Source organism: Amycolatopsis sp. DSM 110486, from assembly GCF_019468465.1.
GTDB lineage: Bacteria > Actinomycetota > Actinomycetes > Mycobacteriales > Pseudonocardiaceae > Amycolatopsis.
The window spans coordinates 10,373,737-10,386,353 of record NZ_CP080519.1; the positions used below are offsets into that span (position 1 = coordinate 10,373,737).

General features: G+C 71.6%; 15 protein-coding genes. 7 read left to right on the forward strand and 8 right to left on the reverse strand.

What is annotated here, in order from left to right:
• Positions 1-10 precede the first annotated feature (10 nt).
• A complete protein-coding gene (locus K1T34_RS50060) occupies positions 11-550 on the reverse strand; it encodes a tripartite tricarboxylate transporter TctB family protein (protein ID WP_220241778.1) in 540 nt (179 codons plus the stop codon).
• A gap of 115 nt (positions 551-665) precedes the next feature.
• On the reverse strand, positions 666-1,442 hold the full coding sequence (locus K1T34_RS50065; RefSeq protein ID WP_220241779.1) for an IclR family transcriptional regulator: 777 nt from the start codon (positions 1,440-1,442) through the stop codon (positions 666-668).
• 128 nt (positions 1,443-1,570) lie between these two features.
• Here K1T34_RS50065 and K1T34_RS50070 point away from each other — a divergent pair, with 128 nt between their 5' ends.
• From K1T34_RS50070 to K1T34_RS50080, 3 genes are read left to right on the forward strand one after another with little or no spacing between them, the layout of a single operon-like run.
• A complete protein-coding gene (locus tag K1T34_RS50070; RefSeq protein WP_220241780.1) occupies positions 1,571-1,966 on the forward strand; it encodes a VOC family protein in 396 nt (131 codons plus the stop codon).
• 41 nt (positions 1,967-2,007) lie between these two features.
• Positions 2,008-2,634, forward strand: a complete 627-nt coding sequence (locus K1T34_RS50075; RefSeq protein ID WP_220241781.1) for a chromate transporter — start codon at positions 2,008-2,010, stop codon at positions 2,632-2,634.
• Positions 2,624-3,127 (forward strand): chromate transporter, encoded by a 504-nt coding sequence (locus K1T34_RS50080; RefSeq protein WP_220241782.1) that lies wholly within the window; start codon positions 2,624-2,626, stop codon positions 3,125-3,127. The genes K1T34_RS50075 and K1T34_RS50080 overlap by 11 nt, the downstream gene beginning before the upstream one ends.
• Before the next feature lie 7 nt (positions 3,128-3,134).
• Here the strand turns inward: K1T34_RS50080 and K1T34_RS50085 are convergent, their stop codons facing one another.
• The 4 genes from K1T34_RS50085 to K1T34_RS50100 are packed head-to-tail and all read right to left on the reverse strand — an operon-like array spanning position 3,135 to position 5,519.
• Positions 3,135-3,548 carry a hypothetical protein gene (locus tag K1T34_RS50085; protein ID WP_220241783.1) on the reverse strand — a complete coding sequence of 138 codons (414 nt, stop codon included), beginning with the start codon at positions 3,546-3,548 and terminating at the stop codon, positions 3,135-3,137.
• A 48-nt stretch (positions 3,549-3,596) separates the two neighbouring features.
• Positions 3,597-4,220, reverse strand: a complete 624-nt coding sequence (locus K1T34_RS50090) for a response regulator transcription factor (protein ID WP_220241784.1) — start codon at positions 4,218-4,220, stop codon at positions 3,597-3,599.
• Positions 4,217-4,393, reverse strand: coding sequence for a hypothetical protein (locus K1T34_RS50095; protein WP_220241785.1), 177 nt, complete (start codon positions 4,391-4,393; stop codon positions 4,217-4,219). Before K1T34_RS50095 ends, K1T34_RS50090 begins: the two co-directional genes overlap by 4 nt.
• 25 nt (positions 4,394-4,418) lie before the next feature.
• Positions 4,419-5,519 (reverse strand): sensor histidine kinase, encoded by a 1,101-nt coding sequence (locus K1T34_RS50100; protein ID WP_220241786.1) that lies wholly within the window; start codon positions 5,517-5,519, stop codon positions 4,419-4,421.
• A gap of 405 nt (positions 5,520-5,924) precedes the next feature.
• Between K1T34_RS50100 and K1T34_RS50105 the strand changes: the two genes are divergently transcribed.
• Together K1T34_RS50105 and K1T34_RS50110 are read left to right on the forward strand one after the other, a co-directional pair.
• Positions 5,925-6,578 (forward strand): GPR1/FUN34/YaaH family transporter, encoded by a 654-nt coding sequence (locus K1T34_RS50105; protein ID WP_220241787.1) that lies wholly within the window; start codon positions 5,925-5,927, stop codon positions 6,576-6,578.
• A 101-nt stretch (positions 6,579-6,679) separates the two neighbouring features.
• Positions 6,680-7,297 (forward strand): RraA family protein, encoded by a 618-nt coding sequence (locus K1T34_RS50110; RefSeq protein WP_220241788.1) that lies wholly within the window; start codon positions 6,680-6,682, stop codon positions 7,295-7,297.
• A 67-nt stretch (positions 7,298-7,364) separates the two neighbouring features.
• Here K1T34_RS50110 and K1T34_RS50115 read toward each other — a convergent pair whose 3' ends face one another.
• Entirely contained in the window at positions 7,365-9,191 is a 1,827-nt protein-coding gene (locus K1T34_RS50115) for a coagulation factor 5/8 type domain-containing protein (RefSeq protein ID WP_255638161.1), read from the reverse strand.
• A gap of 229 nt (positions 9,192-9,420) precedes the next feature.
• On the opposite strand from K1T34_RS50115, the gene K1T34_RS50120 reads away from it, so the two are divergent.
• Positions 9,421-9,723, forward strand: a complete 303-nt coding sequence (locus K1T34_RS50120; RefSeq protein WP_220241789.1) for a hypothetical protein — start codon at positions 9,421-9,423, stop codon at positions 9,721-9,723.
• 16 nt (positions 9,724-9,739) lie between these two features.
• Here the strand turns inward: K1T34_RS50120 and K1T34_RS50125 are convergent, their stop codons facing one another.
• Positions 9,740-10,900 carry a macrolide family glycosyltransferase gene (locus K1T34_RS50125; RefSeq protein ID WP_220241790.1) on the reverse strand — a complete coding sequence of 387 codons (1,161 nt, stop codon included), beginning with the start codon at positions 10,898-10,900 and terminating at the stop codon, positions 9,740-9,742.
• Between the two features lie 321 nt (positions 10,901-11,221).
• Here K1T34_RS50125 and K1T34_RS50130 point away from each other — a divergent pair, with 321 nt between their 5' ends.
• Positions 11,222-12,457: an alpha/beta fold hydrolase gene (locus K1T34_RS50130; RefSeq protein WP_220241791.1), complete on the forward strand. Its 1,236-nt coding sequence runs from the start codon at positions 11,222-11,224 to the stop codon at positions 12,455-12,457.
• Positions 12,458-12,617 lie beyond the last annotated feature (160 nt).

The window sequence follows — 12,617 nt, forward strand, 5'->3', positions numbered from 1 at the left end:
CGGTCCGCCGTCAGATCCCGAGCACGCCGGTGTCGAGCAGGCCGACCGGCAGCTGGATGGCCAGGAGGTCGACGAACAGCTCGTACAGCGCGATCGGCACCGCGAACGCGGCCACGAGCGGGAGCACACCGCGCCGGCGCTCGATGCCGAAGAAGAGGGCCAGGAGCAGGAGCACGGCGGTGACCACAAACCCGAACAACGGCATCACCGCCGCGGCCGCGGCGAAGGAAAGCCAGACCAGCGCCGGTTTCGGGATCCTTCGCAGCCCCGTCGGAGGTGGGCCGTCGTCCTCGGCGACGGCGGCCTTCGCGGCTTTCTCCACCTGGCTCACCGCCCCGCCGACGGCTCGCACCTCCACTTGCTGCGGGCGGGTGCCCTGCACGGCGAGGACACCGCCCAGCACCATGAGCGCGGCGGACAACGTCACCGGGAAGAACCCCGGGCCGAGTCCGCCGTCGGGCCCGAAGAAACCCATGCCGAGCGCCGGGATCAAGGCACCGACACCGACTATCGAGACGACAACACCGGAGACAACTTCGACTCTGCGCACTTCAGTCCTCCATTGGACAGAAATGATGTCTGCAAGACGCACAGACTAGGAGCCGGTCTCCGGGCGGTCAAGACCACTGCGGCGGCGCGCGGACGACGCCGGCGGGGCACGAGGATCAGTCCGACACCTCGCGGAACTCGTCGCGGACTTCCCGCAGCGCCCGCACGATATGGGTCTCGATCCGGGGGTTGAGCCTGCTCACCGGCACCGCCACGGCGATGGCGGCCACGGCGTGCCCGGCCTTGTTGAGCAGCGCGATCGCGACAGACCCGACACCTTCTTCACTCTCTTCGGAGTTGGTGGCGTATCCGCGGGCCCGCACCTCGTCCAGAGAGGCGTCGAGCGCGCGCATCGAGCGCAGCGATTGGCCGGTCTGCGCGGCGAGGTTGCCGTCCGGGTAGAGCGCGTGCACCTCGTCTTCGGACAACGCCGCGAGCAGCGCCTTGCCGGCCGACGTGCAGTGCGCGGGCAGCGCTTTCCCGGTGCGCGCGGCGACGCGCAGGGCCCGGTCGCACTCGACCGAGTCGAGGAACCTCGCCTGGTTGCCCTCGAGCGCGACCAGGTGGATGGTCTCCTCGAACTCTTCGGACAGCCGCACGAGGAAGGGCCGCACCTCGGCGCGCACGTCCATGTTCTGCACCACGGCGAGGCCGATCTCGACGAGCGTCGGACCCGGCCGGTACGTGCGGCTTCCCTTGTCCTGGCGCACGAAACCGTGGTGCACGAGCATCGCGAGCAGCCGGTGCGCGGTGGAGTGCGCGACCCCGAGGTAGGCGCACGCCTCCGTGAGCCGCACGGACTTGCGCTCCCGGAAGAGCAGCAGCAGTCGCAGGGCGTTGTCCACCGACGAGATCGGGTAGCTCGGCGCGGAAGCCGCCTCATCTTTCTCCATAGCAGACATCATAAGGATGTTCTTCTACTAACGCGACATGTTCCCTTGACCCGTGCCGCGGACCCGCCTAATGTCCTCAACTGTCCGCTCTATGGACAGAGTTTCTTACATGAGGACATGGAGGACCGATGAGGATCCGGCACATGGGCATCGTGACCAAGGACCTGGAGAAGACGGCGACCTTCTACGAGAAGGTCTTCGGCTTCAAGCGCCTCGGTGACGTGCGGACACCCGGACACTACCCGGGCAAGGCACTCGACCTGTCCGACGGCGAGGTGAACTACTCGCTGCTCTGCCCGGACGAGCGCGTCGAAACGGCACCGTGGGCGCAGGGCACCCTCGGCCCCAACCACATCGGTGTCGAGATCGCCGACACCGCTGCCGTGGTCGACTCCCTCAAGGACTTCGGCATCGAAATCTACGGCGAGGACAAGGAGCAGTGGCCCCCGCGGTTCTTCAAGTTCCTCGACCCGGACGGCGTCGAGATCGACGTGGCGACGCCCGACCGTAGCTGGAAGTTCTGACCGGATCAGCAGGAGAGGCCGACGACGCGATCGGGGGATCGATGACGGCGACCGGACGCGCACGGCGTCGGTCCTCCGATCGGCGCTGGCCGGCGGTGTTCTTCGCCTTCGCGAGGATCGGGGCGACGTCGTTCGGCGGCGGCAGCGCGACCATCGCCGCCATGCGGCGCACGAGCCTGCGGCGGGGCTGGCTCACCGAGGACGAGTTCCTCGACACCGTGGTGCTGAGCAGGCTGACACCCGGCATCACGATCCTCGCGCAGGTGCTGCTCATCGGCCGCGCCGTGGCGGGGCTCGCCGGCATGGCGGCGGCAATGCTCGGGCTGATGGCGCCGTCGATCACCATCACGATCGCGCTCGCGTGGTGCTACACCCGCGTGGCGGACCTGCCCGGCGCGGCCGGTCCGCTCGCGGCTGTGGCGGCGGTCGCCGCCGGGTTCGCGATCGCCCTGGCGCTGCAACTGGTCCGCGACGTCCTGCGCCGCGGCCGGCTGCTGCGCGGTTTCCTCTGCTACGGCGCGTTCCTGGTGCTCGCGCTGCTGATCGACAACCCGCTGGTGCTGATGGGCATCGCGGTGCTGGCCGCGCTCGTGGCACCCCAGGTGTTCACGACCGGCCACAGTGGACCGGACGGCGACGGGGAGGGCGCGCACGGCGATGCGGATTGACCAGCTCTTCGTCGCCGTGTTCCTGGCGAGCCTGCTCGGCTTCGGCGGGCTCGGCTCCCTGCCGGTGCTGCGGGGCCAGCTGACCGCGGCCGGCGTCGCACCCGACGCGCTGATCCTGCAGTCGCTCGCGGTGGGCAACATCAGCCCCGGCCCCAACGGGCTCTACCTCGTGGTGATCGGGTACTTCACCCACGGCACGGTGGGCGCACTGGTGGCATTCGCGGCGGTGCTGCTACCGCCGATGCTCGTGCTCGTGCTGGAGCGCGTGCGCAGCCGCCTGGTCCACAACAGACGGTTCCACGCCGTGCTGCAATCGCTCAGCCTCATGGTCATCGCGCTGCTCACGGTGTCCAGCGGCTCTCTCGCCGCCCACGCGACCACCGGCTGGCTGACGGGCGCCCTGGTCGCCGCGGGCACCGTGCTCCTGCTCGCGCGCGTGCCATCATTGGTGGGGGTGCTTCTCGCGGTGGGGCTGGGTTTCTTCCTCACGTGACGGCGGTTCAGCGCCCCGGACCACCCCGGCCACGCCCGCCACCGTCATCGCCACCGCGGCCACCGCCGTGATCGTCGCCGGGTTCCGAGGCACGGGTCGTGGTGTTCTCGCCGCGATGCCCTTCGCCCGCGCCAGGATTGTCGCCGGCGTGCGGGTTGTCGTCCGACGGCGGGGTCGACACCGCCGTGACGAGCGGAGGCGGCGGGATCCACAACGGGGCCGGCGCGTTCGCCGTGCTGCCCGGGTCCACGAGCGACCACACGGCCGTGCCGCCCCACACGATCCCGGCCGCGGCGCCGGCCGCCACCACGGCTCCGGCGAGAGCGCCGAGCGCCTGCCGCCCCCGCCGGGGCGCGCGTGGGCCGGCGTCGGCGCGGGTCTCGAACGCCACGGGCCGGGTGTCGGCGGCGGGATCGGTCACCGCCTCATCCTCGCGATCACCCGAGTGCGGCGCCATTGTCCGGTGGTCCTAGTACCGGTCGGCGTGCCGCTGTGCCCACAGCGCCGCCTGCGTCCGGTCGGTGACGCCGAGCCGCTGGTAGACGTTGGTCAGGTGCGCCTTCACGGTCCGCTCGGTGATCCCGAGGCGGCGCGCGATGGACTTGTTCGGCAGCCCTTCGCCGACCATGCGCAGCACCTCGCGCTCGCGGTCGGTCAGCTTCGCCGCGGGCTGCGCGGCCCGCCGATCGCTCAGCAGGACCCGCGCCGCCTTCGGGTCCAGTGGCGAGCCGCCGGCCACGATCTCGCGGATGCCGGCCAGGATCGCCTCCGGCTCGCTGTGCTTGAGCAGGTAGCCCTCGGCACCGGCGCGCAGTGCGTCGAGGATCCGCGCCTGGTCGGAGAACGATGTGAGCACCAGGACGTGCGTCTCGGGGTTGGCCTCGACGATCCGCGCCGTGGCCGCGACCCCGTCGGTGCCGGGCATCGACAGGTCCATCAGCACCACGTCCGGACCCAGCTCCGCCGCTAGCGCCACGGCCTCCTCGCCGTCGCCCGCGGCGCCGACCAGCTGCAGGTCGCCCGCGGTGCTCAACAGCTGGGTGAGGCCGGTCCGCACGATGGCGTGGTCGTCGGCTATCAGCACTCGGATCACGACAGCGGCACCTCCGCCTCCACGCGCGTGCCCCGGCCGGGCGCGGCGCGCACCGACAGCCTGCCACCGGCCTCGGCCAGCAGGTCGCCGACAGCCCGCAGCCCGAAGTGCCCGTCGCGCGCCTGCTCGGTGAGCCGGTCGCCGTCGAAGCCGCGGCCGTCGTCGTCGATCACCAGGTGGCGGCGGACTCCGCCCTGGTCACGCGCACGAGCACCGCCTGGGCCTCGCTGTGGGCCACGACGTTGCGCAGCACCTCCTGCGCGGTGCGGAACAGCAGCGCCGACGCGGCCGGGGCAGGCCGTCGGCGTCGTCCGCGTCGAGGTCCACCGCCACGCCCGTGCGTTCCAGGCCGCCCGCCGGCTCGGCCAGAGCCGGCCAGAGGCCCTCCTCGGCGAGGTTCGGCGGGTAGATGTCCACGAGCAGCGAGCGCAGCGCGCCGACGCTCGTGCGCAGCCTCCCCGCGGCGTCGGCGATGACTTCGGCGCGGCGGGTCTCGTCCGGGTTTCCGAGCCTGGCGGCGTCGAGGCTGAACGTGAGCCCGGACAGGTCCTGCACGATCCCGTCGTGCAGGTCGCGCGCGATCCGGCGGCGCTCGGCGTCGGAGGCGTCCACGGCGTGCTGCAGCAGGCGTTCCCGCTCCCGCAGCGAGCGCCGCACGCGCCGCGCCAGCGACCACGCGAACGGCACCTGCACGACCTCCAGCACCACCAGCGCGCCCAGGGAAGGCGGCGCGAATCGCGCCCACGCGGCCTGCCCGGCCTGCGTCACGGCGTCGTAGCGGTAGTAGGCCTCCAGCAGCAGCGGGCGCCCGTCGGCCGCGCGGATCCCGACGTAGACCTCCAGCAACTTCCCGAACGACGTCTCGAGCCGGTTCTCCGGCCGCGTCAGGTCGCTGACCTCGGACACGCTCCCCTGCACCCGCAGCGCCTCGGCCTCCTGGCCGCTGAGCGGGTAGCGCTCGCCCATGAGCGCGGACGCGTCGGAGTAGAGGATCGTGCCGTCCGCGGCCCAGACCTTCACGCGCACCAGCGAACCCTGCAGCACGTAGCGCCGGATCGCCGCGTCGAACGCGGTCAGCGCGGCCGGGTCGCGGTTCACCACCGCCGCGTCGAGCCGCGGTTCGACCACGCCGCGGGCCGTGACGGACGTGGTCTGCACCGCCGACTGCGTGGCCTGCGCCGTGCCCGCTTCGCGCGCGAGGTAGGCGATGAGACCGGCCAGCGCCGCGAGCACGACCACCCCGGCGATCGTGAACCGGGCCAGCAGCCCGGCCGTGGACGGGCTCCGCACCCGCGACATGCGAGCACGGTATCGGCCCGGGCGCCCGGTTCGGACCTGTCCGACCGGACTACGACCTCCGGGCCACGCGGGCGGGAAACCGGCTCCCCGGCCGGAGCACTCCGACGGTCACCCTGCGTGACATTTCGCCGGATCCACTCGGCGTAGCCGGAGCTAGGCCGTTTCGTGGCCCAGTCGTTGCTCCGCGTGAAGCGCCACGCGGCGCCGTCGGCCGGGGCCTGTGAGGGCGATCACCGCAGCGTACGGGCCGGATGTGGGCGGTGTGCCCCGGTTTCCACCTGGTCGACGGCGTCTCTAAATGAGACTCCCGCCCTGCGGGGACAGGCGTATACCGAGCGATGTGCCACCGCGACGACCAGGCACACGACCAGGCACATTCCGGATGCCCGACCAGGGAGCCCGCTCATGACCACCCTCGATGCCAGTGCCGAAAGTGTCCCCCGAGTACCTGCCCAGCACACCGCGGAGGCCGCTCCCGAAGCGCCCCCGGCCGCCGACCCGATGATGATCGGCCTGCCCAGTTTCGTCGTCGGATCCGTCGCGCTGGGGCTCGTCCTCATCGGCTACGTGCCCGCGACCGCCGTCGGCGCGTCACTCGCCGTCATCATCGCCGCGACCGGCCTCGGCCTGGTCATCGCGGCGATCTGGGCCGCCGCCGTGGGCCAGAGCGCGGTGGCGGGCGTGTTCGCCATCTTCTCCGGGTTCTGGCTGAGCTACGCGCTGCTCGTGCTCGGCCTGACCCACAACTGGTTCGGGATCGACGCGACAGCAGCCGTCGCCACCCAGGGGTTGTTCCTCATCTCCTGGCTCGTCATCGTCGGCATGCTGACACTCGCCACCCTGCGGTTGCCGGTGGCGTACACCCTGCTGTTCGCCCTCATCGAGGTCGCGCTCGTGCTCGTGCTGGTCGGCACGCTGCAGGGCTCGGCCGGCATCCTGCAGGTCGGCGGGTACGTCGTGCTCGTGTTCGCCGCCGTCGGTGTGTACCTGTTCTTCAGCTCGGCCTCGACGGCCACGGGCGGGTCCGCGCTCCCGCTCGGCCCGCCGATCATGCACTGAGCGAACTGCGTCACACGTGCCCCGGAGTCCGCGACTCCGGGGCACTTTCCTGCGACGATCGCGGTCTCGTCCAGGGGACACCAAGACGTGACAGGAGGACCATGCCCGACGGATTCCGCGACATCCCGACCACGACCCTCGCCGACCTGCTGAGCCGCGACCAGGTGATGGACATCGGCGTGCGCCCGCTATGGGGCCCGGTGCCGCGCGTCGCCGGCCCGGCCTACACCGTCCAGTGCCCGGCGGGCGACAACCTGATGCTGCACGCGGCCATTCACCGCGCCCCAGCGGGCTCGATCGTCGTGGTGGAGTCCGGCGACCTGGACTACGCGCTGGCGGGCGGCAACGTCTGCGCCGTGGCGCAGCGCAACGGGATCGCGGCGTTCGTGCTCGACGGCGTGATCCGCGACCTCGCCGAGGTGCGCGAACTGGGGTTCCCCGTGTTCGCGCGCGGCCTGATCCCGATCCCCGGCACGAAGGCGGCTGTCGCGCCGCTGGGTCAGCCCGTGAGCTGCGGCGGGGTCACCGTGCACGCGGGTGACATCGTCACCGCCGACGAGGAGGGCGTCGTGGTCACGCCGGCCGCCGACGCGGAGCGGATCCTCCTGGCCGCGCAGGCGCGCCTGGCCAAGGAGGAGGCGCAGACACTCGACGAGTGGGACGCCGACCACGAGGCCCGGATCGACGCGATCCTCAAGGAGCGCGGGTTCGCAGACTGAGGGTCCCGCGCCGCGACCGTCGTGAATGGACGGTCGCGGCGCGGGTTTCTTCGCCCGGGTCGGGTGTTTACGGGTACGACTTCAGCATCGCCAGCCCGGTGACGGCGTCCGACGGGCCACCGGTGTCGTTGACGACGTGGGCGATCGTGCCCTGGCCGCCGCCGAGCGAGAACGTGATCATGCTGTGGAACCGCACGCCCGGTCGGTGCGGCGCGGAGATGGCGCGGTCGGACACGATCGTGCGGTCACGGGAGAAGATGCAGTAGCTGCCCAGGCCCCACGCTTCGTGCGTGCGGACGTTGTCGCCCACCGCGTAGGCGGGGAAGCCGCGGTGGGTCCCGTCCATCCACGCGGCTTGGTTCGGCGGATCGTAGGGCATCTCGTTCTGGAAGAAGTAGGTGCGGCCGCCCTCGCCGTTCCACTGCACCTGGGCCTTCTGGTGGTGCTCGACGAACAGGCCGTAGGCGATCACACCCGAGCCGTTCACGACCAGGCCGACGTCGGAGGTGTTGGCGTCCCAGCCGACGCCCGCGCCGTGGTCGGCCCGCCACAGCCACATGTTGTCGATGAGCACGTCGTCGCTGTTGACGACCACGCACCGCTTGGCCTTGCCCACGCCGGCACCGCCGACGCGCACGAACACGTCGTGCATCGAGCTCGGGTTGCGCGCGTGGCCGCGGCGCGACCCGTCGGGCCCGAAGCGAATCAGCGGGTCGGACGCGACCGGTCCCGCGTCCACGAGCAGGCCGGCGACGCGTACGCCGTCCACGTCGGCGACGTCGAGCGCGGTGACTCCGTTGTCCGGGATCAGCGTGGCGTAGCCGAGACCGAGCACGACGGTGTCGGCGCGCGTGACGGTGAGCGGCTGGTCGACGTGGTAGATGCCCGGCGTGAGCAGCAGGTGCTTGCCCTGCGCGAGGGCGGCGTTGAGGTCGGCGGCGGACTCCGTCGGCTTGGCGATGTGGAACGCGTCGATGGGCAGCGAGGTGCCCTCGGGCTTGCGCGCCTCCCAGCTGGTGGCCTCCGCGTCGGTGCGGACGGCGGGCACGAACACCTGGTAGGCACCGGCGCCGTCCACGTACAGGAACGGTTTCTCGCAGATCATCGGCGTGCGCTCGACGGACGTGTACGGCGGCGTCGGGAACGAGGTCGCCGGCGCGCCTGGCGAGCCGACGAACACGAAGTTCCAGTTCGAGCCCACCCACGAGCCGACCACCGAGTTGCGCGTGAGCCACTGCTGCTGGGTGCCGGAATTGACCTGGCCGGTGAGCTGGCAGTCGGCGATGAACCCGCCGCTGGAGTAGCCGCCGTCGGACAGCTTGAGGTCGCCGAGCAGATAGATGCGGCGGTAGTAGGTGGCCTGCGAGACGGCCCAGGTGTCGACGCCGCTCTTCGGGACGGCGTTGAGGTTCTCGGCGCCGCGCCAGAAGTTCACGAGCGTGCCGTTGCCGTGCGCGTCGCCCTCCACGCCGAGCGAGCCCGTGATGCTGGCGCCGCTGGGCTGCAGGCCGAGGCCGGCGACCTGGGTGTAGTAGCCGAGCTTGACGTCGACGGAGTAGGCGCCGGGTTTGAACAGCAGCGCGTAGCGGCCCTCGCCGAACTGGCTGCCGCGCTGCTGGGCGTAGATGGCGTCGAGGGTGGCCTGGATGTTCGCGGTGCTCGAGTCGAAGACGTGGACGTTGGGGCCGAAGTCGGGCTGGCCGGCGGTGTGGGTGGCCGGGGGCGGGGCTTGGTTCGGGGTTTTCGTCACTTTCGCGGTTTCCGTCGCGGGTGCTGCCGCGGCGGGGCTCGCCAGGGTGAGCGCGGAGGTCGCCGCGAGGGCGGCGCCGGAGCCCAGCGCGAGGAAGCTTCTTCTCGCGAGGGTCTGGTCGGGGTGTTCGGACTGTGCTGGCAACGGGGAGACCGTCCTTTCGACACGACACGACACGTGGCGGCGTGTGCGGGCCGAGGAATCCGTGCGCCACCGACATTTCCGAGCCGGGCTCACCGGTGTCAAGGCGCCTGTCGGTGACCGGGACAGCCGAAAGTCCGGAACGCCCCTGCCGTGGCGGTACCGGGCAAAGCCGACAGGTTGCGGAAACGGCTAGGGTCGGGGGTGGGGACCGCGACGACAGGAGTGCCACATGACTACGAACCAGCCCGGCGACCAGGAGCCATTGGACGCCGAGATTGTCGAGAGCCCGGCGGCCCCTGGCGTGCCGGCGGCGGACCTGCCCGAGCCCGACTACAGCGAGGGCGGCGTACCGTCGTTCGACTTCGTCCGCGACCGCATCGAGAACCGCTACAACACGTCGGTGGGCGCGCAGGAGCTCGCGGGCATCGGCGGGCCGGAGACGATCGAGTCGCTCGACAAGAAAATCGCCGACCGCGACAAGGCCGCGAAGGACAAGCTCGCCGAGATCCGCCGGTCGATGGGCAAGCAGTAACGTCCCTTGTGGACGGTCAGCCCAGCAGGTCCAGCACGGCGTCGGCCGCGGCTTTCGCGCCGCCGGCGGCTGTGATCTCCTTGGCCAGCCAGGCCAGCCGGTCGTGCACGACGGGGTCGCCGGCGACGCGCAGCACCGTCTCACGCACGAGCTCCGGGGTTAGGGCCTCGGAGTCGAGCACCTCGCCGAGGCCGAGTTCCCGGACGCGGCGGGCGTTGAGGGCCTGTTCGGGCACCTGGGGCAGCGTCACCAGCGGCACGGCCCGCGAGAGCGCCTCCATGATCGAGTTCATGCCGGCGTGGGAGACGAACGCCCTCGCGTGGCCCAGCACCGCCTGCTGCGGCACCGACGGCAGCGCCTCGACGTTCGGCGGCAGCTCGCCCAGCAGCGCCGGATCCGTGCGGCCGAGCGACATCACCACGTGCCACTCCGTGTCGGCGAACGCCTGCGCGCACGCGCGGAACACGTCCGGCCGGTCGGTGAACGCCGTACCCAGCGACACGAGCAGCACCGGCTTTCCAGCCGGCGGCTCCACCTCGTCCGCGCGCACCGTCGGGCCCACGAACCGGTAGGTCTCGTCGAAGGTCTCCGCCGCGATCTGGAACGCGGCCGGCACGAACACCAGCGTCAACGGCACCGGCGGGGCCGCCATCGGCACCAGCGGCGCGGACAGACCCTGCTGCTGCGAGAACTCGTGCAGGCGCGTCGCGAACCGGACCAACGCCTCGTTGTCCGGCCGGAAGTCGGGCGGCAGCAGCTCCGCCAGCGGCAGGTGCTCGTTCACGGCCATGCTCGCCACCAACGCGACCGCCGGCACGCCCAGCCGGTGCGAAACTGCGGCCGCGACAGGCGCCACGGTCGCGTCGAAGCACACGACGTCGGCGTCTCGGACTTTCTCCACGAGCGCATCGATCCCGGGCGCCGCCGCCTCCAGTAGCCCGTCCAGCAGGTTCACGAAGCTCGTGGTGCTGAACGTCTCCCGCGACAACGCGGTGGGATCCAGCGTCCACGGCAACCGCACCGCCTCCGCCCCGGCCCCCTCAATGGCCCCCACGTGCGCCGGCCCACTCGCGAACGTCACCCGATGCCCGCGCTCCACCAGCTCCGCCACGAGCGGCAACGCCGGGTTGACATGCCCCGCCGCCGGCGCGGCGACGAAGAACAGGTGCTTGCCCACAGGTGGTTTCCCCTCGCAGTCCGGACAAGATCACCGTAGCCGCGCCTGGGGGCGTTTAGACGGGACGCTTCCCGTTCGCCCACTGCGGACCACCCGCATCGACACCCTCCCGCCGGCCCGGCGCGACCGGACCACTCGCGGCGCCTGGCCCGCGCGGACCGCCCACTCACACACCGCCGGACCCGCGACGGGACCGCTCGCGCCACAGCAGCAGTGCGAGCGGACCACTCGCGCCCCAACCCGCACCCGCCGAGACCCGGACGGAAGAACCCGCCGAAAACCACCCCACCCACCAGGCCCCGGCGTGATTTGATCGACCCCATGCCTACCTCCGTGCGCGTCCCCGGTCTGGTTCTCACCGAGCACGAGTTCGACGTCCCGTTGGATCACGGCAGGCCCGAGGGCGAGCGGATCACCGTGTTCGCGCGGGAGGTCGCGGAGCCGGGTGGCGGGGAGGAGCGGCCGTTCCTCGTCTTCCTGCAGGGTGGGCCCGGGCACGAGGCGCCGCGGCCCGCGGGTCGGGCCGCGGGGTGGCTGGGGCGGGCCCTGCGGGACTACCGGGTGCTGCTGCTGGACCAGCGGGGCACCGGCAACTCCACCCCCGTGGGCACGTTGCCCGGGCGCACGCCCGCCGAGCAAGCGGAGTACCTGGCGCACTTCCGCGCCGACTCGATCGTGCGGGACGCGGAGCTGATCCGGCAGCGGCTGGGCGTGGAGCGGTGGAGCGTGCTGGGCCAGTCGTTCGGCGGGTTCACCTCGCTCGCCTACCTCTCGCAAGCGCCGGAGGGCCTGCGGGAAGCGTTCTTCACCGGGGGCCTGCCACCCGTCGAGCGGCACCCCGACGAGGTGTACAAGGCGACGTACGCGACGCTGCTGGAGCGCAACCGCCGCTACTACCGGCGCTACCCCGGAGACCGCGAGCGCGTGCGGAAGCTGCACACGCGCCTCGACGCAGGTGAGCTCGCGCTGCCCGACGGCACGCCGATCACGTCCCGGCTGTTCCGCCAGCTCGGCCACGTCCTCGGGTCGAGCGAGGGCGCCGAGACGCTGCACTACCTGCTGGAGCGCGACCCCGACTCCCCGGCCTTCGCGCACGACGTCGCGGCGACGCTGCCGTTCTCGGCGCGCAACCCGCTCTACGCGGTGATCCACGAGGCCTGCTACGCCGACGGCCACACCACCCGCTGGTCGGCCCAGCGCACGCGCCCGGCGGAGTACGACGACGACGCCACGCTCTTCACCGGCGAGCACGTCTTCCCCTCGGTGTTCACCGACCTGCCCGGCCTCGCCCCGCTGCGCGAAGCCGCCGAGCTGCTCGCGGAGCGCGAGTGGCCGCGCCTCTACGACGCCGACGTGCTGCGAAGCTGCGAAGTGCCGTGCGCCGCCGCGATCTACGCCGAGGACGCGTATGTGGACCGCCGGTTCTCCGAAGAGACCGCAGGGCTGATCCCGACGATGCGCCCGTGGGTCACGAACGAGTACGAGCACAACGGCCTGCGCGCGGCGGGCGAGCACGTGCTCGGCCGGCTGATCGACCTCGTCCGCGGCCGCGCCTGAAGATCGAAAAGAAGTGCCGGATAGCCCACTGGAATGGTGGGCGTGTTACGATCGGTTTCGTTATCACGCCCACCAGCTTCGTTATCAGGTCGTTTCCTGAGGGCCACACCGGATCAATTCAATCGGCCCGGAAACGCGGAACGTTACAGAATTCGAGCGT

Excerpts from the sequence above, each read along its gene's own strand:
- K1T34_RS50065 (WP_220241779.1), bottom strand. The coding sequence starts at position 1,442 with ATGGAGAAAGATGAGGCGGCTTCCGCGCCGAGCTACCCGATCTCGTCG.
- K1T34_RS50070 (WP_220241780.1), top strand. The coding sequence starts at position 1,571 with ATGAGGATCCGGCACATGGGCATCGTGACCAAGGACCTGGAGAAGACG.
- K1T34_RS50075 (WP_220241781.1), top strand. The coding sequence starts at position 2,008 with ATGACGGCGACCGGACGCGCACGGCGTCGGTCCTCCGATCGGCGCTGG.
- K1T34_RS50080 (WP_220241782.1), top strand. The coding sequence starts at position 2,624 with ATGCGGATTGACCAGCTCTTCGTCGCCGTGTTCCTGGCGAGCCTGCTC.
- K1T34_RS50100 (WP_220241786.1), bottom strand. The coding sequence starts at position 5,519 with ATGTCGCGGGTGCGGAGCCCGTCCACGGCCGGGCTGCTGGCCCGGTTC.
- K1T34_RS50105 (WP_220241787.1), top strand. The coding sequence starts at position 5,925 with ATGACCACCCTCGATGCCAGTGCCGAAAGTGTCCCCCGAGTACCTGCC.
- K1T34_RS50110 (WP_220241788.1), top strand. The coding sequence starts at position 6,680 with ATGCCCGACGGATTCCGCGACATCCCGACCACGACCCTCGCCGACCTG.
- K1T34_RS50120 (WP_220241789.1), top strand. The coding sequence starts at position 9,421 with ATGACTACGAACCAGCCCGGCGACCAGGAGCCATTGGACGCCGAGATT.
- K1T34_RS50130 (WP_220241791.1), top strand. The coding sequence starts at position 11,222 with ATGCCTACCTCCGTGCGCGTCCCCGGTCTGGTTCTCACCGAGCACGAG.